At 36.9% G+C, this 23,281-nt stretch carries 24 protein-coding genes; 19 read left to right on the top strand and 5 right to left on the bottom strand.

Annotated features, from left to right (window positions below):
• Both NYE73_RS05790 and NYE73_RS05795 read left to right on the top strand, forming a co-directional pair.
• Positions 1-870: an ABC transporter ATP-binding protein gene (locus NYE73_RS05790; protein ID WP_241490017.1), complete on the top strand. Its 870-nt coding sequence runs from the start codon at positions 1-3 to the stop codon at positions 868-870.
• Positions 867-1,628: an IucA/IucC family C-terminal-domain containing protein gene (locus NYE73_RS05795; RefSeq protein ID WP_259950912.1), complete on the top strand. Its 762-nt coding sequence runs from the start codon at positions 867-869 to the stop codon at positions 1,626-1,628. Before NYE73_RS05790 ends, NYE73_RS05795 begins: the two co-directional genes overlap by 4 nt.
• Positions 1,629-1,701: 73 nt before the next feature.
• Here NYE73_RS05795 and NYE73_RS05800 read toward each other — a convergent pair whose 3' ends face one another.
• Positions 1,702-2,265 (bottom strand): TetR/AcrR family transcriptional regulator, encoded by a 564-nt coding sequence (locus tag NYE73_RS05800; protein ID WP_115673531.1) that lies wholly within the window; start codon positions 2,263-2,265, stop codon positions 1,702-1,704.
• 165 nt (positions 2,266-2,430) lie between these two features.
• Between NYE73_RS05800 and NYE73_RS05805 the strand changes: the two genes are divergently transcribed.
• From NYE73_RS05805 to NYE73_RS05825, 5 genes are all read left to right on the top strand, one after another.
• Positions 2,431-3,354, top strand: a complete 924-nt coding sequence (locus NYE73_RS05805; RefSeq protein ID WP_054550572.1) for a DsbA family protein — start codon at positions 2,431-2,433, stop codon at positions 3,352-3,354.
• Between the two features lie 14 nt (positions 3,355-3,368).
• Positions 3,369-3,689: a monooxygenase gene (locus NYE73_RS05810; protein ID WP_054550573.1), complete on the top strand. Its 321-nt coding sequence runs from the start codon at positions 3,369-3,371 to the stop codon at positions 3,687-3,689.
• A 385-nt stretch (positions 3,690-4,074) separates the two neighbouring features.
• Positions 4,075-5,430 (top strand): YjiH family protein, encoded by a 1,356-nt coding sequence (locus NYE73_RS05815; protein WP_115673529.1) that lies wholly within the window; start codon positions 4,075-4,077, stop codon positions 5,428-5,430.
• A gap of 309 nt (positions 5,431-5,739) precedes the next feature.
• The gene (locus tag NYE73_RS05820; RefSeq protein WP_054550579.1) at positions 5,740-5,991 is read left to right on the top strand and encodes a phage holin; all 252 of its coding nucleotides are present in this window, start codon (positions 5,740-5,742) and stop codon (positions 5,989-5,991) included.
• A gap of 81 nt (positions 5,992-6,072) precedes the next feature.
• Positions 6,073-8,160: a DUF2339 domain-containing protein gene (locus tag NYE73_RS05825; RefSeq protein WP_259950913.1), complete on the top strand. Its 2,088-nt coding sequence runs from the start codon at positions 6,073-6,075 to the stop codon at positions 8,158-8,160.
• A gap of 364 nt (positions 8,161-8,524) precedes the next feature.
• Here the strand turns inward: NYE73_RS05825 and NYE73_RS05830 are convergent, their stop codons facing one another.
• From NYE73_RS05830 to NYE73_RS05840, 3 genes are read right to left on the bottom strand one after another with little or no spacing between them, the layout of a single operon-like run.
• Positions 8,525-10,159, bottom strand: a complete 1,635-nt coding sequence (locus NYE73_RS05830) for a hypothetical protein (protein WP_259950914.1) — start codon at positions 10,157-10,159, stop codon at positions 8,525-8,527.
• Positions 10,159-10,608, bottom strand: a complete 450-nt coding sequence (locus NYE73_RS05835) for a PulJ/GspJ family protein (RefSeq protein ID WP_259950915.1) — start codon at positions 10,606-10,608, stop codon at positions 10,159-10,161. The genes NYE73_RS05830 and NYE73_RS05835 overlap by 1 nt, the downstream gene beginning before the upstream one ends.
• 1 nt (position 10,609) lies before the next feature.
• On the bottom strand, positions 10,610-11,074 hold the full coding sequence (locus NYE73_RS05840) for a type IV pilus modification PilV family protein (protein ID WP_259950916.1): 465 nt from the start codon (positions 11,072-11,074) through the stop codon (positions 10,610-10,612).
• A 581-nt stretch (positions 11,075-11,655) separates the two neighbouring features.
• Between NYE73_RS05840 and NYE73_RS05845 the strand changes: the two genes are divergently transcribed.
• From NYE73_RS05845 to NYE73_RS05890, 10 genes are all read left to right on the top strand, one after another.
• Positions 11,656-12,987, top strand: coding sequence for a G5 domain-containing protein (locus NYE73_RS05845; protein WP_259950917.1), 1,332 nt, complete (start codon positions 11,656-11,658; stop codon positions 12,985-12,987).
• A gap of 17 nt (positions 12,988-13,004) precedes the next feature.
• Positions 13,005-14,675, top strand: coding sequence for a GspE/PulE family protein (locus NYE73_RS05850; protein ID WP_374805857.1), 1,671 nt, complete (start codon positions 13,005-13,007; stop codon positions 14,673-14,675).
• 11 nt (positions 14,676-14,686) lie between these two features.
• The gene (locus tag NYE73_RS05855; protein ID WP_048391346.1) at positions 14,687-15,733 is read left to right on the top strand and encodes a type IV pilus twitching motility protein PilT; all 1,047 of its coding nucleotides are present in this window, start codon (positions 14,687-14,689) and stop codon (positions 15,731-15,733) included.
• The gene (locus tag NYE73_RS05860; protein WP_259950918.1) at positions 15,730-16,935 is read left to right on the top strand and encodes a type II secretion system F family protein; all 1,206 of its coding nucleotides are present in this window, start codon (positions 15,730-15,732) and stop codon (positions 16,933-16,935) included. The genes NYE73_RS05855 and NYE73_RS05860 overlap by 4 nt, the downstream gene beginning before the upstream one ends.
• Positions 16,936-16,988: 53 nt before the next feature.
• The gene (locus NYE73_RS05865; protein ID WP_259950919.1) at positions 16,989-17,456 is read left to right on the top strand and encodes a prepilin-type N-terminal cleavage/methylation domain-containing protein; all 468 of its coding nucleotides are present in this window, start codon (positions 16,989-16,991) and stop codon (positions 17,454-17,456) included.
• Between the two features lie 112 nt (positions 17,457-17,568).
• Positions 17,569-18,543, top strand: a complete 975-nt coding sequence (pilM, locus tag NYE73_RS05870; protein WP_066036585.1) for a type IV pilus biogenesis protein PilM — start codon at positions 17,569-17,571, stop codon at positions 18,541-18,543.
• Positions 18,543-19,136 carry a PilN domain-containing protein gene (locus tag NYE73_RS05875; protein ID WP_257961756.1) on the top strand — a complete coding sequence of 198 codons (594 nt, stop codon included), beginning with the start codon at positions 18,543-18,545 and terminating at the stop codon, positions 19,134-19,136. Before pilM ends, NYE73_RS05875 begins: the two co-directional genes overlap by 1 nt.
• Positions 19,133-19,825: a hypothetical protein gene (locus tag NYE73_RS05880; protein WP_259950920.1), complete on the top strand. Its 693-nt coding sequence runs from the start codon at positions 19,133-19,135 to the stop codon at positions 19,823-19,825. Before NYE73_RS05875 ends, NYE73_RS05880 begins: the two co-directional genes overlap by 4 nt.
• Before the next feature lie 64 nt (positions 19,826-19,889).
• Positions 19,890-20,642 carry a prepilin peptidase gene (locus NYE73_RS05885; protein WP_259950921.1) on the top strand — a complete coding sequence of 251 codons (753 nt, stop codon included), beginning with the start codon at positions 19,890-19,892 and terminating at the stop codon, positions 20,640-20,642.
• 33 nt (positions 20,643-20,675) lie between these two features.
• Positions 20,676-21,398 carry a gamma-glutamyl-gamma-aminobutyrate hydrolase family protein gene (locus tag NYE73_RS05890; protein WP_259950922.1) on the top strand — a complete coding sequence of 241 codons (723 nt, stop codon included), beginning with the start codon at positions 20,676-20,678 and terminating at the stop codon, positions 21,396-21,398.
• Positions 21,399-21,506: 108 nt separating this feature from the next.
• Here NYE73_RS05890 and lexA read toward each other — a convergent pair whose 3' ends face one another.
• Positions 21,507-22,124 carry a transcriptional repressor LexA gene (gene lexA, locus NYE73_RS05895; RefSeq protein WP_004232118.1) on the bottom strand — a complete coding sequence of 206 codons (618 nt, stop codon included), beginning with the start codon at positions 22,122-22,124 and terminating at the stop codon, positions 21,507-21,509.
• Between the two features lie 166 nt (positions 22,125-22,290).
• Between lexA and yneA the strand changes: the two genes are divergently transcribed.
• Complete coding sequence (yneA, locus tag NYE73_RS05900; protein ID WP_048391327.1) at positions 22,291-22,605, top strand: cell division suppressor protein YneA; 315 nt, start codon at positions 22,291-22,293, stop codon at positions 22,603-22,605.
• Positions 22,602-23,267, top strand: coding sequence for a YneB family resolvase-like protein (locus NYE73_RS05905; RefSeq protein ID WP_004232122.1), 666 nt, complete (start codon positions 22,602-22,604; stop codon positions 23,265-23,267). Before yneA ends, NYE73_RS05905 begins: the two co-directional genes overlap by 4 nt.
• Positions 23,268-23,281: the final 14 nt, after the last annotated feature.

Here is a 23,281-nt window from a genome sequence, read left to right on the forward strand (position 1 = left end):
ATGATAAAAAAGTTAAAAGCCGGAGAAGAAGGTGACAGGAATTTGAAACATGTCTTAGAAGCACAAAATTTACATGTAAGCTATGGAGAAAATCTTATTTTAGAGGATTTGAATCTTCAAATACCAAAAGGAAAAATTACAGTACTAGTTGGGGCCAACGGTTGTGGAAAATCTACACTACTTCGGACATTTGCACGATTACAAAAAGCGAAGTCGGGTGAAATTTTTTTAGATGAGAATAAACTAGATGCCATTTCAACGAAAGAGGTAGCGAAACGTTTAGCTATTCTACCGCAGGGCCCTGTTGCACCAGAAGGATTAACTGTTCAGCAATTGATTAAGCAAGGTCGTTATCCACACCAAAGTTGGTTAAAGCAATGGTCTACGGAGGATGAAAAAATTGTTAACAATGCGCTTGCAGTAACACAGATGACTGAATTTGCCGATCGTCCAGTAGATGCATTATCAGGTGGTCAGCGGCAACGTGTATGGATTGCTATGACATTAGCGCAAAAAACAGATCTTATTTTACTAGATGAACCTACAACTTATTTAGATATGGCACATCAAGTAGAAATTTTAGATTTACTATTTGATTTAAATGACAAGGAAGGGCGTACTGTCGTTATGGTATTACACGATTTAAATTTAGCCTGTCGCTATGCCCATCATATTGTGGCGGTACGTAATAAACAGGTTTATGCCCAAGGCAAGCCAGAGGAAGTGGTGACAGCAGAGATGGTCCAGGCTGTTTTTCGTATGGATTGTACCATTATTAAAGATCCGCTTTTTGGTACACCTTTATGTGTGCCACATGGCAAGGGGCGAACAGTTCAAACAGTGGAATTAGAGGAGGTAGGGATCTGTTGAGCCTATCACTGTCAGCTGAAGAAACATCCGTGTTACTAAGAGAGTATCGATTGTCGATAGAGCCTGCAGTAGATGCTACATACTCTTTATATGCCAAAAATTTATTGGACAATGAACAAGCTCTAGATTATTTACAAAAAATTGCCCATTTCTTTCAATCGCCTTCTATTCTAGTTACGGCATCGTTGTTTGCGAAGCGCTATAGCGTCTTAACGATAGCTTCAGCCTTCTATGCTATGTCCAGATACGATAAAGGACTACATTGCAGAATTGAAAATATGTGGGTAGAAGCGGAATCTTCAAAACCTTGGCTTCCTACTATTCGGCTAATCGATCGCACAGTGTCAATACCTACTGAAGACCGAGAAAAATGGCGTGATGAGGTTCTTAGAGAAATCTTTGCGAATAATTTAGCGAAGGTTTGGCAGTCATTAGCGAAAATAAGTAAAATTCCAAAAACAATCTTATGGGAAAACACAGCTATTTATGTGAATTGGCTCTATGAAACGAAAATAGGGGAAGGAGCCAGTGAGCAAGAAAAGGCTCGTATACAAGAGGATTATCACTATATTGTAAACCTAGCACCAGGCTCCATTTTTGGAGAAAGGAAAAATCCTTTGACAAACTATTGTGGTCCTAAAGTGACAATTATGGAATCGGAGCAACCTGTACGCTTGAGAAAAACATGTTGTTTCTATTATCATACCTCTGATGAAGCAAATGATTATTGTATCTCCTGTCCAAAAATAAAAAGATAATCATAACAACAAAATCTCTAAACCACCAAAAGTGAGTAAACACTTATAGCATTTCATAGGTGTTTATTCACTTTTATTTTTGACCATCAATACCTGCCATTAAATAAGGAATTGCAGGTTTGATAAATTCTTCGGGCTGTATCTCCTGATTGCTAGTTCTCCATTCTATAGAAGCGCCATAGATTCCCCAGCTTAATATTACAGCAGTCATTTTTAACGCTTCGTTCTCTGTCGTTACATTTTGTTTCAATAACATTTTGTAAAAGATAATTTCAAGCTGCTCTCTAATAATGCGAGCAATTGTCTCTTCATAGCCTCTATGACAACGATTAGACAATGACTTTTGAAAATTAGTTATCGCTTTAAAGAGAATAATGAAAGCTCCTTCATTAAGTTCGTTATGTTGTAGAAAGTCATCATTCAAATTAATTAATAATACTTCCGATAGGACCTTCTCTAACAAATCATATATATCTTCAAAGTGATAATAAAAAGTCGCACGATTAATCATGGCCTCTGTCGTAATATCCTTAACCGTTATATCCTTGAACTCTTTTTTACTAGAAAGTGTAATGAAAGAATCCATGATTAATTTACGAGTCCGTATAACACGAAGATCTGTCTTAGATGAGGTCATTACTTACACTCCTTTTTAAACAATTTCTTCAAAGTGTTGTATAAACAACAATTCAAATAGATTATTGGTTTATTGATGATTTTATTATGAATAAAATACAACTGTAAGGCAAATAAGAGAGTTATATATTTATATTTAATGAAAGTAAGAAAAGGGGATAGTCAATTGAAGAATCATCCAATGGTTTGTGATTTAGAGACAGGTGTATGTGGAGTAGCTGGCGAGGAGGAATTGGGGATAATTGATTTTAATCAACCAAAGAAATCCATTGAAGTATACTATGTAACTGATCCAATATGTTCTCATTGTTGGGCACTCGAACCCGTTCTTCGACGTTTTATCGAGCAGTACGGACACTATTTTAACTTTCATACGATTATGGGAGGATTACTAGAAAAATGGGGTGATGGTCCAGTAGACCCTGCTAATGGAATATCTGGACCTGCCGACGTTGTAGGACACTGGAGAGAAGTTGGAGAATATTATCGCATGCCAATAGATGGAACAGTGATGATGAACAATCCAGTGCAATCATCCTATCCACCATCTCGTGTTTTTAAAGTGATTCAAAAAAATCAGCATGATGCTATAGCATTTGAATATTTGCGCAGAGCAAGAGAAGCGCTATTCGTATTTAATCAAAATATAGCAGATACATCCGTTATGATTGACATTGTAAATAGACTGGGGCTTGATGGAGCGGCTATTGTAAACGAATCAGAACAAACAAGCGGGCAACAGTTATTAAATGAAGATTTTGACCTTGCAAGAAATCTGGGCGTAAGAGGATTTCCAACTATTATTATAATGAATGAAGATAATAAAGGGTTGAAAATTGTTGGTGGGCGTCCATTTGTAAACTATGTGGAAGGACTCAAACAGGTTCTCAATTTTGAAGAGCTGCAACCAAAACAACTGCCATCTCTTTTAAGCTTGCTTGGAAAAGAAAAGCTTCTATTTTCGAAAGAAATTGAAGTTATGTATGATTTGGAAAAGTCAGAGGTTATATCTTATGTGAAAAAAGAGCTTTCATCAGATCAATATGAAATGAAGGAAATACTTGGTGAATGTTATATTACTACTAAATAATGAGGAGAATGGCAATGACATACGTATTACAGGTAGATTTTAAATTGGATGGACCATTTGGTGATGTGATGGCAGAAGCGTTTTCTGACTTAGCAAAAAGTATTTATGAAGAGGAAGGACTTTTGTGGAAAATTTGGACAGAGAGCCCTGAAACAAACGAAGCGGGCGGCATCTATCTATTTGAATCAAAACGCACAGCTGAACAATATATAGCAATGCATTCAAAAAGGCTAGCTGAATTTGGAATCACTACTATTAACGCAAAAATCTTTGCTATCAATTCAAAACTGACTGAAGTTACGAAAGGTCCAATAAAACAATTAAAAAATCATTGATGCATCATAGAATTACTAGCTAATTCAAAGGAGTCTAATTTCTAATTAAGAAGTTAGGCTTTTATTTTATGAATGTATAAATATTCTGAATATTGTGAGGTTGAACCAATTGCGTTGTAGCGTTTACAATAGTTTTATATCACGTTTATGTTATAAAAACATGAATAATTTGAGTGTTTTTCTGTTTAATGCTCAATACTTCAAAGCTTTTAAAATCGTTCTATAGCAGAAGGAGGGATGAGATATTGAATGAAAACAACATATTTTTGCTTATATAGTAGTTCAACAATTGATAAATAAATGTTTCTTATAAACACTATTTTAATTGTTGTTATGCAAAATACATAAATTATTGAGATTAAAAGAGATGAGGTTTTATAAAAAAATGAAAAAGTATTCTGTTGCTACATATTTTTACTTCATTATTCCGTCTTTAATTGGTGTCTTTCTATTTATGACCCCCATTTTAACGGAAGAGGGCTGGAAAGTACCCATTGCCATATTAGCCAATGTTTTAGCGGGGATTGTGGCCCCGATCATTAGCTATTTTACAATTGGAATGTTTGCCATCTCTGCAATTGGTGCACTTATAGCGAAATTTATCCCTCGTAAAAATGCTAAAGAACCTAGTATGTTGGATACATTGTTTTATGTTAATTGGTTTTGGACAATTACTCGTATTATCGGTTTAGCCTTTGCTTCAATGGTGGTCTTCAATTTTGGACCTTCTGCCATCAATAATGAAAATACGGGTGGACTTCTCATGGATCCAAATGAGGGACTTGTGACGTTTTTATTTACCATTTTTTTGTTTGCGGGTTTCCTTTTACCATTTTTAACAAACTTCGGTTTACTTGAATTTTTCGGGACAATGATGGTGAAAATTATGCGGCCACTGTTTAAAAGTCCAGGGCGTTCTTCAATCGATGCTCTTACGTCATGGGTAGGTGATGGCACAATAGGTGTGTTAATGACCAGTAAACAATATGAGATGGGGAACTACACAAAAAAAGAAGCTGCGATTATTGCCACAAGTTTCTCAGTAGTGTCCATCACATTCTGTATCGTTGTATTGGATACTGTACATTTGGCACGCTATTTTATTCCTTATTATTTGACAGTAGTACTTTGTGGAATTGTATTAGCCATTATTATGCCTCGAATCTATCCACTTGCGAAAAAGGAGGATACATATATAGATGGGACACCAGTGGATTATTCACGTGAGAAATTACCAGAGGGCTATAATTCTGTTTCACATGGTTTAGAAAATGCACTTGCTGTTGCACATGCAAATCGTGATCCTCGACAATTTTTCAAAGATGGCTCTAGAAATGTAATTGATTTATGGGTAGGTGTGGCCCCTATCGTTATGGCTTTTGGGACAATTGCCTTAATGCTTGCTGAATTTACAAGTATTTTTGCGATTTTAGGAAAACCGTTTGAACCAATTTTAACCGTCCTTGGCTTGCCTGAAGCGGCTGAAGCAGCGCAAACAATGGTCGTAGGCTTTGCCGATATGTTTCTACCCTCTATTTTAGGTGCAGGGATTGAATCGGAAGTTACTAGATTTGTTATTGCTGTTGTTTCTGTGTCACAGCTGATCTATATGTCTGAGGTAGGTGGACTTATTTTAGGTACAAAAATTCCATTGAAGTTTTTGGATTTAGTCGTCTTATTTATACTACGTACGCTTATTTCTCTTCCAATTGCAGCATTGGTTGGTCATCTACTCTTCTAACTAAAATGCCAAGTCTTAAATGGACTTGGCATTTTTCAATGTTGTTGAAATATCAACGGTAGAAAATTTCTTGACGCCATAAAAAAATGGGGAGGTAGCTGGTATTGGTAGGGACGTTTCACTCCTTTTCCATTTCTACAATACGGCAACCTAACAAAATATATGAATATGCCTTCTGCGTTTGAAAATAGCTTGCATCACAAAATATTATCAAAAAATCCTAGTAACTTGGCAAGAGTTCCATTTTTGCATATGTGTCACATAACCACTATGCATATACTGTGGCAAGAGGGGGGGAGGTGAGCTTTTATGAGAATTAATTGGAAGGTTCGTCTTCAACATATTCCATTTTTACTAGGGCTATTTTCATTGTTGCTCTTACTCGCACAACAAGTGGCTGCAATTTTTGGCTATGATTTTACGGGTGTGATGAGTGAGCAAATATCATCTCTTTTAAATACAGTCTTATCCATTTTTGTGTTAATGGGGGTCATTGTCGATCCAACCACACGTGGCACTAGTGATAGTGAACGTGCCTTAATGTATCGGAGACCGAGATAAAATGAACAAAAAGTGTAATTTTACAACAAGAATAAATATGTTATAATGTTAGAAAATTGATAAAGTGGGGAGGATGATTGAATGTCCCTTGAATTGGAGCGCAGAATTGCGAAGCTCGAGGAGGAAATGGCAGATTTACGTCAGGAGTTGTCAGTATTAAAAGGTTCGCAAAGCACTGAAAAAAATAATACTCTTGATGCCAGACAGTCGATGATCAAGCAATCAGAACCAATTAAACCAAAACCAGTACTGGAGTCGAAGCCTATCCCGACTAAAGTAGCGGAAAAAGAAGTGCAACCACAGCCATCGATGGAGGAACGTGTTATGTGGGCACTTCCAAAAGTATTCATGGTTATTTTAGTAATGGGCGTACTTTGGGGTCTAAAACTTGTCAGTGACTATGGCTATTTATCGGATGGCGTGAAAATCATCCTTGCCTATGTACTATCGTTGGGATTGGCGGTTATTGCCTATGTACTAGAGTGTAGGAAAGTAGGCTCATCGGCTATAACGATTTCTTTATATGGTGGGGCATTTATTGTCGGTATTTTAACAACCGCAGCAAGTGCCATATTATATGAAATCATTGGTCTTATTCCAGCACTAGGCATTACGCTTCTTTATATTGGCTATGGTATTGCTATTAGCTATTTGAAGAAAAATGAAGCACTAACTGTTTTTGTTGCCTTTACATCATTATTACTACCTTACTTACTAGAATATATGGATTTTAGTGCTGTCATTATTTTATTATTTGTGGTCGTATTGTTTGCTGCATTGCAATTAGTTATTTACCAGCACAAGCAAAAACTAGCCCTTTATATCGCCACATTCTTTTCAGTGCTAGCAGTGAGTGTTGTAGCATTTATGAATAGTGATCAACAAGTAGTTTTTGCACTTGGCTTACTTGTAATTCTAGCAATCTTTTATGCAATATGGTGTTTACTGTATAACGCACAATCCAAATGGAAGCCACTTCACATTGGACTCCAATTTTCTTTAGGCTCATTTAGTTTATTACTGCTGAATTTAATCATTCGTTCTCTTGAAAATGGAGAAATGCTACTCCTCATTTTTATGGCTTTATTTGGCGCTGTAGCGTTTTATAGCTATCGTCAAAAATGGCAGGAGGTACTGGATAGTGCTGTGACACTTGTGTTTATCACCTTCTGTAATATGATACTTCTATTGAATATTCCGAATAAAGTGGATGATTTATTGTATCCTTTGATTGCATTTGCAGGCGTGATGATGAGCTTACGAATACGTGCAAGTATGATGAAGGTCGTTACTTCACTTTCCCTTGTGATGACATTTACACTAAACTTTGTTTTCCATGAACCAAGTCCATTTTTCAGCATCGATCATTTAAGCTTATTTATGCCAATCATCTATTTCATCATTATTTATTTATATGCAAGACGTCCAAAAGAGACACTCTCACCTTTTGAAAAGGTCATGAAGGATTTGTATGTAATCGATATTTTAGCAGTGGTCACAGCTGGCTATTTCTTAGCCTATATTAGCAAGCTAGATGCCGTATACTTTACAGCCGCAAATGGCATTCCATATATGGTGTGTATCGTACTAGCTGTCTTATTTACTGGTTCTTTATTTGTAGAGGAAACTTACAAAGGACGTGCATTAACGCCAGTACTTGGTGCATTTTTCCTACTAGTCTCCTTGATGATCAGCACTAGAGTGTCAATGTTGGAAAGCTTAAACACTATCACTAGATTAATTTATTTAGCAGTGATTGTAGCGATTGTCGCTGATGTGCTTGTAAAAGGAATTATTTATCGATTGTACGAGGACCGTCTGGGGAAATATGTGGACGCCATTGTAAGTACGGGGATTGTGCTCACGATGATTTCAATATGGGGGCTGATCCATCAGTTTACGTTTAACAACGCCCTTGATTGGAAGCTAAGTATCGCTCTTACAACTATTACATTATTCTTAACTGCTAGTGTATCACTATGGATTAGTTCCACACATCATTTAAAAACATTGCGCACAACAGGCTTTATTATTTTAGTTATCGCATTTATTAAGCTAATTTTCTTTGACTTATCTGCCCTTGATTTACTGATTAGAGCTGTTCTATTTATTACCATTGGTGGTATTGGAATGCTATTGTCGGGTAGGTTGTTGAGGAAAAAGGAGTAAAATAAATGGATATCGTATTTATACAAAGTAATACCCATACAAATACAAAAAGCCAAAGTGTTGGTTAAACACGCTTTGGCTTTTTAAAATGATAATGATGTTGTTGATAAATAAATTTTTTGACAATTAGGTTCGCTTGAAATTAGTGGATTATTCCACGCTTTCAAAATGATTAGATGAGCCTCATCTTCAAACATTTTTTTAGCAAGTTATTAGCCGATTAAACTGTTCTGTGAAGATAACTAGAACTATTGACGATTGATTCCACAACGATTATGGTTGGAAAAAATCCTTAGATTTATTAATTAAGAAAGATGAAAAACAGCTAAAAGAAAATTTCTCATTGACTGTTTTGTTTTATACATTATTTTTCAATCATACTTGTTTCCTTAGTCTTAAAAAGATTATCAGCTGCGTCTGGAGTAGGGTAATCTGTTATTTCTTTGTCTGATTCGGTTTCAATGGGAACAAAAGGTTCACCGAAAATAATTTCACTGCTTCCACCGCTAACAGTGATTGTTTCAGCCATAACAATTCCTTTTACTTTTCCTGAACCTGAAACTTCTACCTCTCCATAAGGTAGGATAACATACATTCCGTTTGCAGTGGCATTTCCACCATGTACTAAGATTTTTTTACCTGTAGAAATAATATTACCAAAAAACTTAGGACTCCCTTGTAATTTTATATTAGCATTTTTATTGTAAACAGAGCCTTCAAAGACTAAATCTCCACCAAAAAATAACTCATTGCTACCACCATAGTATAAATTCAAAGCAGTAGTATTTTTATCCTTGATTTTAATACCACTACTTCCAGCTAGAGTTGAAATATTATTAGAAATAATATTGAGAGTTCCAGAGCCTATGATTGAAATTTGTACTTGCCCTAAATTTAAATTATCAATATATAAATTTTTTTCTCCATTAGTGTTTCCTAAATCAATAGTTAGACTTGTGTTCTCATTAGCTGAGAGTTTTCGCAGTTTCGTATCATGTTCAGTAAGCAAAAGAGTGTGACTACGCTCATTGTAACCTAGATTTATTTCGCCATTCTGGCCTAGTGTTGTATTTGTCCCTGTAGGACTTAATGCAGGATAGGAGGATAAATAAGGAATATTTCCTGGAATGTTAAACTTATCTCCAAAGGATTTTGGTATATAATTAACTGGGTTGATATTTATTGGGGGGACAATTTGACTCACTTTATTCTTCCCACCAGATGCTTGTATATTCTCTATTTTATCAGGACCAGTAACACCTATAGTGCCATTTTCAACCCATGAAGTCCACCCATAAATAAGTTTTCCATTTGTAGACACATTACCAGTTATTTTTCCACTTCCAGTTAGATTGATATTTCCAGTTGAAATTACTGAGTAACCTTCTAATGGAGGACTTGGTAGATGCCCATCATCTTCACCATCGCTACCACCACAGTCAACATTCTCTGAAAAAGGGAGGCTAGGTTTAATTTCTATTTCTTGTGTTACCTCACGTTTTTTTGCCTCATCAATGCTGCCTTCTGATTTAATTTTAATGTGATAAAGTAATGGTGCTCCATCTGATGGTATATCAATGTCTAAATCAATAGATGCCACTTTTTCTGCCGAAATAGTATACGATTTAGGCACTGGAGGAAAAGCTTCGAATTTACTATTTAAAATCTTTCTATATTTAGCTTCAGCCTCAGCCTTTGTTAAACAAGATGGGGGTTTAGCGTTTTTTCTGTTTATATTTTCCTTTTCAATCCACTTCTTAATTTGCTCATAAGAGTCTTTTTGAATTTTAGTTAATTCTTTTTTTACTTCTAATTTCGCTAAACTCATCCCCGCCTCAGCAATATAAAACACCGCCTGATCTTTTCGTTCATAGTCTACTTGTTTTAGACTGTTAGAAGAGACACTGAGTAAAGAAATACCAAGGATTGAGATAATCACAACTAAAAATAATGCAAGGGCAAGTGCTGAACCTCGTTGATTTTTAATTTGTTTACTCATTATTTTCCTCTCCTTTGAGTAATATCTGTTGCTGCTGTTTGACCATCTTCACTTATAATTTCAATAGCGCCTCCACTGATCGTAAATGATGATATTTTATATGCAATGACTTCATCCTTGCCATTTGAATTTCGAATAATTTGATTATTTTCTAATCTATAAGTTGATACAACTTCCTCACCTAACAATAATGTGTGTAATTCTGGCGGAGGGTCTGTTGTATCATCAGATTCTGTTATAAGGTTATCACTTTTTCGAAAATCCTTCGTAATTACTTTTAAGGCAAAAGATAAATCCTTAATCTCACGATTATGTGTACTTTGCTCGAGTTGTTGCTTTGTAGCAGATGTTACAATACTAATACTCAGCATGGATACGACGGCAAGAATAACAACGACTGTGAGCACTTCAAATAATGTAAGACCTTTGCTATTTAAGAGCCATTTCATCTTATTTTGCCCCCCCAAGTATATACACATTTTCCATTGTAGCTTTACTATTTGTACTATTTTCAATAACTTCTAGATGTACATAAACCGCATTTTTATAAGCGGTATCTGCAGGAAATGTTTCTAATATTAAATAGTAGGTAAAACGATCTTCTACGTGTGGTAGATATTTATACATTTGGTTAGTGGGTAGAGAAGATGAGGACGTTTTAGCATTCTCTTCATCTAATTCATAGCCACCTGCTAAATCTTCATAAGTAACAGCTCCACCAGATGCATTATAAATCTCCTCCATCTTTACTTGAGCGGCATAAGTAGCATCCATAATATCATTTGACTTGTGCGTTGTCTTATTTGATTGAACGAGCAAGCCAAAAAATGAAATTAACACAATGCCTATTATTAAAAGGGCGGCAACAACTTCAATCAAAGTCATGCCTTGATTATTTTTAAGATATTTTATCAAAATCAATTCCCTCCCTATATTACTATTGATCTATCAATAGTTTGGTCTATGTTGAGTAACCGAAAATATATTGTATGTCGATATTTAGCTCTATTTTATTTTATTGATTTATTTTACAGTTTCTTTGTCCACTCCTATGATCATGTGGACCTCACGGAGCAACGCTTTATCAATAGATTGACCACTAACAAAGCTTTCATCATTTGGTGTTCATAATCATAAATTTCATATAGAGTGTGTAAAACCTCCTAAATATCATAATTATTTTTAATGCTAAAGATATAGTTAGCTTCAATTTATTATAAAATAAAAAATTCTTAATATGTATGTAATTTCAAAAAGATAATGAATTGAAATAGTTAATTAAGGCTATTATAACAAATTCTAAATATGTATCGAAAAAAATTTAAGGTTATGCATAGTTCTTTGTGACTAATTATTGAATTATTTTTGAATTTTCATGTGAAATATCTAGTCAAAATCGGAATAAAGTTGCATTTTAGTAGTGCCAGAATACCATAGTTGTAGTATCATTTGTATATAAATAGAAAAACCACTAAGTTAAATAAAGGATGATGTGGATGAAAACATACATAAAAATAATTAGCTTGTTTTTGGTAATTGTTCTAATTGTGGGATTTTTTGTTCCATCATTTGTGCTAAATGACACAGTTTTTGCTAAAGAAGGTCCTAAATCTTCAACCATTGGGGGTATTGAGATCCATGATGTGAAAACAGTAGATTTAGCAACTACGCTCCAAAATGCAATTTCAGAATGGCAAGAAGCCGAAATGGAAATTGTTAGTGATGGTATAGCCAAAACCATTGACTCGAAACAATTTGTTTTTGATCCATCAGCAGCTATTGCTCAGTACGAAATACTGACAAAAAAGCCTTGGTATGCTTTTTGGCAAAAAGAAAAAGTCGTTCATATTCCCATTCCTGTTACCGTCAATGAAGCGATTACGCAGCAAATAGAAGAAGCAGGTGTTTGGGATACAGATAAAACACTCCAGAAATTAATCTTACAAGCCAGCTATTTGAAGGAGCATAAGGTCGAAGCCGTTATCAATGAAGGTTCCATGCAAACCGGGGAAAGGATTGCCTTTCAGATTGCCGAGCTACCAGCAAATAGTCAAGGAGTAGCAAAAATCATTCCGTTATTAAATGATGTAAATCTAGTTCCAAATCAATCCATCTCGTTGCTTACACTTTTAGGTGAACAGGCTGGGGTTGTCAATGATGCAGGTTTAGATTTTGTGGCATCAATGCTATATAGTGTAATTCTTCAAACGGATTACGAAATTTTAGAAAGACACTCTCAGGAAATAAATCCAAGCTATTTGCAACAGGGAATTGAGGCAGATATCAATGCAGCATTAGCAAAAGACTTACAATTTATTAATCGGTCTGAGCAGCTCGGTAAACTGAAAGCATCTATAGAGGGTAATCAATTAAAGATAGAAGTTTTTGCAGCCGCGAAAGACAAGGACATCACAGTACGTGTTAGTAAGGATAAAATTGTAAAGCCACGCATTATTTATCGCTATTCGAAGGAGTTAAAGGCTGGACAAGAAAGAGTGGAGCAAGAGGGTAAAGAGGGTTCAAGAGTGGAAGTATATCGTTCCATTGTAGAGAACGGAGCAACAGAAGAACAATTCATTAGTAGAGATTATTATGCACCTCAAAATCGAATTGTTACGCGTTCTTCGCAGGAGCCTGTTATTATCACAACGCCTACTCAGAACGTAGGGGCGGGTGCATCAGATCCTGATTTAGAAGTGGATTTAGATGGTAATGGTTTGCCTGATGTGAAACCTTCAAAATCAGAGGAAACAAAGCAAGAAGATGGACCAGAAATTGTCTATGGCTACTATGATAAGGGTGGTAATTTCGTACAAACAAGTCCATAACGATTGGAGGTATGTTTATGGCAATGAAGCCAGGGCGTAAACGTTTAGGGGATTTACTGGTGGAATCAGGTGTTATCACAGCTGACCAGCTTGAGTACGCATTAACTACTAAGATGAAAAATGAGAAGCTTGGAGATTTCCTTATCAAAGAAAATTTCTTAACAGAGCAGCAGCTTATTGAAGTCTTAGAATTCCAGCTTGGTATCCCTCATATCAGCTTGAATCAGTTTTCAATTAGTCCCGAATTATTACAGCTAATTCCAGCGGAGCTGGCAAAGCGGACAAATATTATGCCGATTCGCAAAGAAAAAAATAAATTGTTTATTGCAATGGAAGACCCAATGGATTATTTCGCCATTGAGGAAGTTCGTATGACGACAGGCTGTCAAATCGAGACAAGTATTGCGGCAAAAGATGATTTATATCGGACGATAACAAAATACTATGATTTACAGGAATCAATGGATGCGGCAATGTTGGATTTGGCTGCCACAAGTACGGAAACACAAGAGGAAATAGAGAATGAGGATTCACCTATTGTTCGTTTAGTGAATCAAATTATTGCGAATGGTGTCGCACAGCGCGCTAGTGATATCCATTTTGATCCGCAAGAAACAGAGCTTCGTGTCCGCTATCGGGTAGATGGTGTGCTACGTACTGAGCGATCCTTGCCAAAGCACATGCAAAACGTCGTATTGGCGCGTATTAAAATTATGGGAAATTTAAATATTACAGAAAATCGTATTCCGCAGGATGGACGTATTAAAACCAATGTTAATTTTAGACCTGTCGATATCCGTTTAGCTACACTACCAACAGTTTATGGTGAAAAGGTAGTTATGCGTATTTTAGATTTAACTAATTCAGCCAATGATATTGATAAATTAGGCTTTAGTGCAAGTAATGAAGCACTTTTCAGGAAAATGATAGCCCATCCAAACGGTATGATGCTGATTACTGGACCAACAGGCTCAGGTAAGTCCTCTACGTTATATGCGGCCCTTTCTCATTTAAATGAAGAAGGCGTCAACATAATTACGGTTGAGGACCCAGTGGAATATCAGTTAGATGGTATCAATCAGATTCAAGTAAAAGAGGAAGTCGGCTTAACATTTGCGGTAGGGTTACGCTCAATTTTACGACAGGACCCCGACATTGTAATGGTAGGGGAAATTCGTGATCTTGAAACAGCTCAAATTGCTATCCGTGCTTCACTAACAGGCCATTTAGTATTAAGTACACTGCATACTAACAGTGCCATCGAATCTATCTCACGGCTCCATGACATGGGGATCGAGCCATTTTTATTATCCTCTTCCCTTGTAGGAATCATGGCGCAACGTCTTGTACGAAAAGTTTGTCGTGATTGTGCTGAACCATATATATTCACTTCTCGTGAACTAGAAATACTTGAGGAGAATGGGGTGGAAGGCAAAACACATGGTAAAAAAGGGCGTGGATGTCCTGCCTGCAATCAAACAGGCTACAGAGGACGTATGGCGATTCATGAAATCCTCCCTGTTGATCGCCAAATAAAGGATATGATTTTAAATCGTGTTGGTGATCGCGTCCTCCGTGATTATATGAAAGAAAAAGGCTACCATACCCTATTAGTGGATGGATTACAAAAGGTTGTAGCAGGCCAAACAACCACTTCAGAAATATTACGTGTTGCAACTGCAGACTAGGGGTGAAAAAAATGACAGCATATTCAATCGTTGAATTATTAACACGTGCATTTGAAGAAAAAGCATCTGATCTTCATTTAACAAAAGGTATTCCACCAGTATATCGTATCCATGGGCAACTGGAGCATTATGGCACAATCCCACTTGAAACAGAGGATTTGAAGGCAATGGTAAAGGTCATTCTTCCTGTCCATAAACAACAGGAATTTGAGGATAAGGGAGAAACGGACTTTAACTTTTCATTGCCTGGGAAATGTCGATTCCGTGTCAATGCATACCATCAGCGAAATGAAGTGACGATTGCAGCTCGTTTAATTGAGGCTAAAATTCCTTCTATTGAAGCACTCAATATGCCACAGGTGTTATATAAGCTTGCGGAAAAACCACAAGGCTTAATTTTAGTAACTGGCCCAACAGGCTCAGGGAAATCAACTACCTTGGCAGCAATGATAGATCACATCAATGAAACAAGATCTAAACATATTATTACGTTAGAGGATCCAATTGAATATTTGCATACACATAAAAAGTCTGTCATCAATCAACGTGAGATTGGTGTCGATACAATGAGCTTTGCCAATGGTTTACGTGCATCATTACGTCAAGACCCAGATATTATTTTAGTTGGGGAGATGCGAGATTATGAAACCATTTCAACGGCTATTACGGCTGCTGAAACAGGGCATTTAGTTATGGCTACACTGCATACAAGTAGTGCACCAACGACGATCGACCGTATTATCGATGTATTTCCACCGCATCAGCAGAGTCAAATTCGTGTGCAGCTTGCGAATGTACTACAAGGTATTGTTTCTCAGCGTTTATTTGTACGTAAGGATGTAAAAGGGCGTATTGCTGCGACAGAAATTTTAGTACAGGCACCTGCTATTTCAAATTTAATTCGTAACGAAAAAATTCACCAAATTCCAAGTGTGATGCAAACAAGTAAAGCATTGGGTATGCACACATTGGAGTATTCCATGCAACACCTAATTACCACAGGTAAGATTTCACTAGAGGATGCAAGACCATATATGAACGCTGGTGATTATAGTTGACGATATTTCGTTATAGTGGTCGGACCAAAACAGGAGCGCCTAAAAAGGGCATTATCGAGGCACCGAATAAAAAGGTAGCCATGGAAAAGCTTCGAGCACAAGGAATTAATGCACGAGAACTTCAGGAGTCAAATAGCATTTTACATAAAGATATTGCTTTTGGAACAAAAGTAAAGCACCAGGAATTTGTTATTTATTGTCGACAATATGCGACATTAATTCGTGCTGGCGTTCCCGTTGTTGAAGCGACCCATATTTTGGGTGAGCAAACACGGAGTAAACCACTAAAGCGAGCATTGATGCAGGTTGAAGAGGATATTCGAAATGGTATGGCATTTTCAGATGCAGCAGGCAAACACCCAAAAGTGTTCCCATTGCTATTTGTCAATATGATGCGTGCTGGTGAGGCTACAGGGAACGTCGACGATACATTAGATCGTCTTGCAAGCACACTAGAGAAGCAATACAACATTAAGAAAAAAATTCAATCTGCTATGACCTATCCAGCGATTTTATCGCTTCTAACACTAGTGGTTGGTATGTTTTTAATGGTGTTTATTGTGCCAACCTTTATGGATGCATTTAAAGAAATGAATTTGGAAATGCCGTTAATAACGGTCATTGTAGTGGGTATTAGTGATTGGCTCATTCAGTTTTGGTACCTTGTGATTTTAGGGCTATTGGTATTAGTAGTGGGCCTTCACTATTTCTATAAAAATAATAAAGAGTTTCATTATGCCGTCAATGTATTTTTACTGCGTATGCCAATCTTTGGACAGCTTTTGCAAAAGGATATTATTGCGAGAATGACAAGAACCTTGTCAACACTCTTTAGCAGCTCCGTACCAATCTTACAAGCCTTAACAATTGTCGAAAAGGTTGGTGATAATCCGGTAATGGGGAAAGTAGTACTGGAAGCGCGCGATAATTTAGAAAAGGGTGGCACATTATCAGAGCCACTTGAAAAAAGCTGGCTATTTCCACCGCTTGTAACACAAATGACATCAATTGGCGAGAAAACAGGGTCCTTGGATTACATGCTCGAAAAGATCGCTGATTTTTATGAAGAGGAAGTAAACCGTGCCGTCGATACCATGAAGTCACTCATTGAGCCTTTAATGATTGTGGTACTGGCTCTAGTTGTAGGAGTCATCGTTGCGGCTATATTCTTACCAATGTTCCAACTATATGAAAATATGTAAAAAGGAAGTTTGTGTAATTACACTTCAAATATTATTTTAAGGAGGAATCTATCATGTTCAAAAAATTAAAAAATGGAAGAATAGCAAAAAATGAAAAGGGTTTAACATTAATTGAGCTTTTAGCTGTTATAGTTATTTTAGCTATTATCTCCGCAATAGCAATTCCTGCAATTGGAAATATTATTGAAAATACACGTTATAACGCAGCAAAAGCGGATGCGATTAATGTTCTAAATGCAGCAAATCTATATTTTACTGATGAGCCAGATCAATCTTCAGTTACAGTATCTACATTAAAAACAGAAAAATATTTAGATAATGCAGGTAAACTTGAAAGTGTTGCTACAACTGCTACAGTTACTAAAGGAAGCCCCAACTCATTAACTGCTACGAATGTTCCATATAGTGGTACTACAAAAACTATTACATTTACAGGAGCAACATTACAATCTATCAATGGAGACAAACAAAAACCTAGTAAGGGAACAGTAACTGCAATTACAGCAACGGTAGCGCCATAATCAGTCCTCCCAACCCACTCAGAAGCGCAAAAAAATTTGCGTTTCTGGCTGGGAAATGGATGACTAATTGAAAAAATCAATTATACTGAATAGGATAAGGAGGTCTTTTCACATGTTTAAGAGAAAAAGAAAGTCGCATGTTTCGATTGAACTGAAGGATTATGTGCTGCGTGCGATTGTGGCGAAAGGACCAGAGCCTAATCAGTGGCAGGGCTATGAATACCCTTTAGCAGCTGGAATCGTTGAAAATGGAACTATTATCGATGAGGTAGCTCTTTTTGAGGTGATTAAAGAGCAAGTAATGAAATGGACAGGGAAAAAACAGGCTGTTCGTATGTTTGTCCCTGATACGACGGTTCTATTAAAAAACTTTGAGCACCCTAAAGATGTAAAGCCTCAGGAATTACGAGGATATGCTGAAATGGAATTGGGACATTCTATTCATTTACCATTTCAAGACCCTTTAATTGATGTGTATGATGCAGATGCCGAGGACGGCAAGGCTATCTTATTTGCTGCACCTTCTGAAGAGATTACGAAACTAGTAGGGATGCTGTTAGATGTTTCATTAGAACCCGAAGCTGCCGATATTCGTGCGCTTTGTAATATACGTTTATTAGAGCACATGTCCTTATTAATGCCTAATAAAACATATTTAATTGCAGAATGGTCGATTAATGAACTCTCTATCAGTATTTTTTCCAATGGCCAAGTGGAGTTTTTGCGCTATCAAACCATTGAAGTAGATATGACGCAATGGCTGGGGAAGAAAGAGAATGAGTTTAGCTATCAATTTATTTATAATGGCGAATCAGAGAATTATCAAATGGTCGTAATGGATCAGGTTCTAGAGATTGATCGGATGATGAATTTCTTTAAGTTTTCTTTACATAAAGGTGAAAAAACAGTGGATGAAATTATCATGCTTGGCGATAACCCACTATTGAAATCAATTGGGAACTTACTCGCTTCTAATTTAGAACCACCACTAAGGGTTGTCGATGGGAAAAAAATTGAGAAATCGTTTCCGCGCTTTAAGCGAGAATTTTCAACGTTGCTTGGCTTAGCTTTGAAGGAGGTTCGTTAATGGTTCCAGATATAAACCTCTTACCACAACTTGAAAAAAGAACAACCTCTCCCAAGCTTTTTTATAGCTTGGTGATTGTCATTGTGGGACTTATTGTAGCGTATTTACTTTTTTTATTTTTTACATCCAAAAGTGAATTGTCACGATTGACTGCAGAGGAACAGGCATTAACAACACAGCTTGATCAATTGCAGCAAGAGCTAGACGCACGACAAAATGTCGATCAGGGTTCGTTGGAAGAGTCAGTAACTTTTATTCAAAGCGTTTCTTATCCTGTAACACCGTTAATTGATGAAACAAAAACTTTATTACCAACTCATTCCTATTTACGTAGCTATGTTTTCGGAGAGAACTCGGTGAATATTGAAGTGGATTTTGAAACGATGACAGATATATCGAAATATGTGGAGCGACTTTTAATGAGTAGCTATTTTACAGATGCTCAAATTAACACTGTCTCAAACTTTGAAATAGAGCTAGGTGAACAAAGGGTGTTAACACCCCAACAAAAATTTAAAGAAGTACCGCGGTATTCAGTGTCCATTACAGCGACAATCGATTTTATGTATTTAGCTGGAGGACGACGCTCATGAATAAATTAACGAGTAGTAAAAATTCATCTATGATCTTGTTACTGGCGCTGATAGCTGCTATTTTATTTGCGCTGTATTATTATTTGCTTTCACCAAAATTGGATGAAGTGAATGAAAAAGAGAGGAATGTATTGCAGGTGCAGCAAGAATTAGCTAGTGTCAAAGAACAACTAGCACAATTAGACAAAGAGCAGGGACAGCCTACTATCAATATATTAGCCTTAAGACAAAAGCTACCTGCAACAAGAGCCGTTGAAAAGATTATTCTTGATTTAGCTGAGATTGAAGAGGTGACAGGAACTCGTATACTGTCTTTAACTGTTCAAGGTGAGGACGGCACTGTGACACCTTCAGATGTATCGAATGATCTTAATATGTTGGAGCAGGCTGAAGCAGAGGTCAATGGTGATCAGGAGAACAAGGAGACTACTACACCAATTGCATCTCTTTCGAAGGACTCTTTACCAACTAATTTAAAGCTTGTTACTTTTATATTAGAGGTGGGTGCGCTTGATTTTAATTCTCTTGAAAGCTTTTTACAGGAGGTTGAACAATTAGAGCGTGTCATGAAAACCGATAAGATTGAATTTAAATTGCCTGGAGAGCAGGCACAGCTTGAGAAAGATGCAGATCTTACGTTAAAGGCAACAGTGCAAGTGACAACGTTCTATTACGAAGAACAACAATAACTTTATTGATAGGCGCACCATACTGCATTTGTATGGGCGCCTATTGGTTTAGGAGGACATAAAATTGGAAATGGCTTATACGATCTTTATTTTTTTATTTGGACTTGTCTTTGGCTCTTTTTATAATGTAGTTGGCTTACGTGTACCACAGAAGGAGTCGATTGTACATCCTCCTTCACATTGTCCAAAATGTCAGAGACGACTGACGGCGCTTGATTTAGTACCAGTTTTGTCTTATGTATTTTTAGGAGGAAAATGTCGTGGTTGTGGCAATAAAATTTCTTGGGTTTACCCAGTCATAGAATTAATGACAGGTGTATTATTTGCCTTTGCTTATGGGCAGTTAGGCTGGGGCATAGAATTGATAGTAGCACTCTTTTTTATCTCCTTATTAGTTATTATCGTTGTATCAGATTTAGCCTATATGCTAATTCCAGATAAGGTGTTAGTATTCTTTTTACCTTTGCTAGCTATTGGACGAGTGCTGTCACCATTAACACCGTGGTGGGACTCTCTTGTGGGTGCTGTGGTTGGGTTTGGCATATTATATATCATTGCTGTGCTATCAAACGGTGGCATGGGTGGAGGCGATATTAAATTATTCTTTTTAATTGGTCTCGTTCTGGGTACGATTGATACACTGTTAACGCTATTTTTAGCTGCAGTTATTGGTATGATTGTCGGGATTACCATGTTATCGAAAAACAAACAGGGGAGAAAAACACCCATTCCGTTTGGGCCATCTATTGCATTGGCCGCAGTTATTGTTTATTTCTATGGCGATGTATTAATTAATTGGTATCTAGGCTTTTGGTAATTGTGCAATTTTCAAGAATTTGGAGGGAAGCAAGTGAAACCGATTATTGGTATTACAGCCTTTGTTGAGGATGATTTATCCTCTCGATTAAATGCTGCTTACAGTAAAAGCATCATTGAAGCAGGTGGAATTCCACTGATTATTCCAATTGGAGTAGAAGAAGAGGCAGCCCAGATTTTAGCCCTTACAGACGGTTTATTATTATCTGGTGGTCATGATGTGCACCCATTTCTATTCGGGGCTGAGCCTTCATTAAAGCTTGGAAAAATTCATCCAGCGCGAGATACGATTGAGTTAGCATTGATTGAAGCCGCATTCCAACGTAAGATGCCTATTTTCGGGATCTGTCGAGGAATTCAAATACTAAATGTTGCATTAGGTGGTACCTTATATCAGGATATTGATAGTGATCACTTTAGTACCAAGTTACTCCAACATATGCAGCAATCAGGTAGAGCTGTAGCTACCCATTCTGTACAGGTTATTGCTGACAATCTATTAGCGACTATCGTTGAACAAGAGAAAATAGCAGTGAATTCATTTCATCATCAAGCGGTGAATGTTTTAGCAGAAAAATTAAAAGTAGCGGCAAAATCTAACGACGGTATTATCGAAGCGGTAGTTCATGAGGAGATGCCATTTTGCTTAGCTGTTCAGTGGCATCCTGAGGAACTAGCCATAGCAGGAGATGAGAGTGCTCAAAAGCTATTTTCAGCCTTTATTGAAGCGAGCTTAAAATTTAAGAAGGAAGTTTAGAAGAGGCATTGTACAAAGAATCCAATCGTATGTGGATTCTTTTTTTGGCGTAAAAAAGAGGATACATGCTCTTAGAAGGAACATAATCCTCAAAATCTGCTTTAATCGTTAATGTACACGTCTGTAAAGACCTACAACTTGTCCTAAAATAGAAACTTGATCGACTATAATTGGTTCCATAGAAGAATTTTCAGGCTGTAAACGGAAATGGTTTTTCTCTTTAAAGAAACGTTTTACAGTTGCTTCATCCTCAGCTGTCATAGCTACAACAATATCCCCATTATTAGCTGTTGCCTTTTGTTTTACAATGACTAAATCTCCATCTAAAATCCCAGCTTCAATCATTGATTCCCCCATGATTTCTAGCATGAACAATTGATCTTCACTTGTGCCATACGTATCGGGTAATGGGAAGTATTCTTCAATATTTTCAATTGCTGTAATTGGAGAACCAGCTGTAACTTTCCCGACAAGTGGGACATGGATCACCTGTTGTTTTTGAATGGATTCTTCAGGCTCTAAAATTTCAATTGCGCGTGGCTTTGTTGGATCTCGACGAATAAAGCCTTTTTGTTCTAATCGAGCTAAATGTCCATGAACAGTTGAACTGGAAGCAAGTCCAACTGCTTCACCAATTTCACGTACTGATGGTGGATATCCTTTAGCTCGTACCTCTTCCTTAATGAAAGCTAAAATGTCCTCTTGTCTTTTCGAAACTTTTTTCATGAGTGCTCACCTCTTTTTTCTAAAATCATTCTTCTTATTTGATAGTATAACAGAATGCGAACATGTATGCAAACATAGGTTCGAAAAGTGTTTGACAAAAACGTTTGTTCGCTTTATTATGGGAACATACATTCCGAACAAACATTCTTAAAAAGGGGTAATGATTATGACATGGTTTAAGAAAAACACACATATCTCAATCTTAATAGGAGCTTGTTTATTATTTGCAGCATACCTTTACATTACTGATCCAGGAAAAGTTAGTTACGCAGAAATTCAAATCGAACATGGGGATAGCTTGTGGTCGTTAGCCGAGCAATATCGTGGTAAGATGAGTACTGATGATTGGATAAAGCTTGTAAAAACTGAAAATGAACTAGCAGATATTAAAATTGTAGCGGGAAAATCTCTAGTTATTCCTGTAGTGAGTGATCAAGCCAGTCCCATCAATACTATCGAAATTGCGAGAAATGAACAATGATAAATAATCAACTATCGGCTGTTGTCTATTGTCGCGTAAGTACTGAAAAAGAAACACAAAGCTCCTCATTAGAGCGCCAGCAGGAAGAGTTGCTGCGCTATGCTAAAGAGCAAGGCTATGCGGTGAAGGGCGTGTTTAAAGATCAACATAGTGGCTATGATGTAGAACGTGAAGGCTTGCTAGAAATGCTTGATTTTATAAAAGATAAGAACATTAATGCTCTTTTTGTCCAAGATGAAACTCGTTTAGGACGAGGCAATGCAAGGATGGCTGTATTACATTTATTACAAAAGTCAGCAACTGATGTTTTTTCTATGCGTGATGCAGGCCCAGTCCAATTAAATGAAATGGATACGATGCTGCTTGAAATTTTAGCGATTGTAGAGGAATATCAGCGTAGAATCCATAATGCTAAAATTCGACGAGGTATGCGACGTGCTGTAGAAAACGGTTATCGTCCAGAAAATAATTTATCGAATCGAGGTAATCCGCAGGGGCAGGAGCGAAAAGATCTACCTGTAGAGGAAATTGTGAAGCTACGCAAACGTGGATTTACCTTTGAAGAAATTTCTATAACGCTTAGAGGGTTAGGCTTTGAGGTAAGTAAGGCGACAGTACATCGTCGTTTCCAAGAGCACCAAGAAAGATTAGCAGGAAAATAATATTCCTGCTAATT

This window comes from Lysinibacillus sp. FSL K6-0102 (assembly GCF_038003545.1).
GTDB lineage: Bacteria > Bacillota > Bacilli > Bacillales_A > Planococcaceae > Lysinibacillus > Lysinibacillus capsici.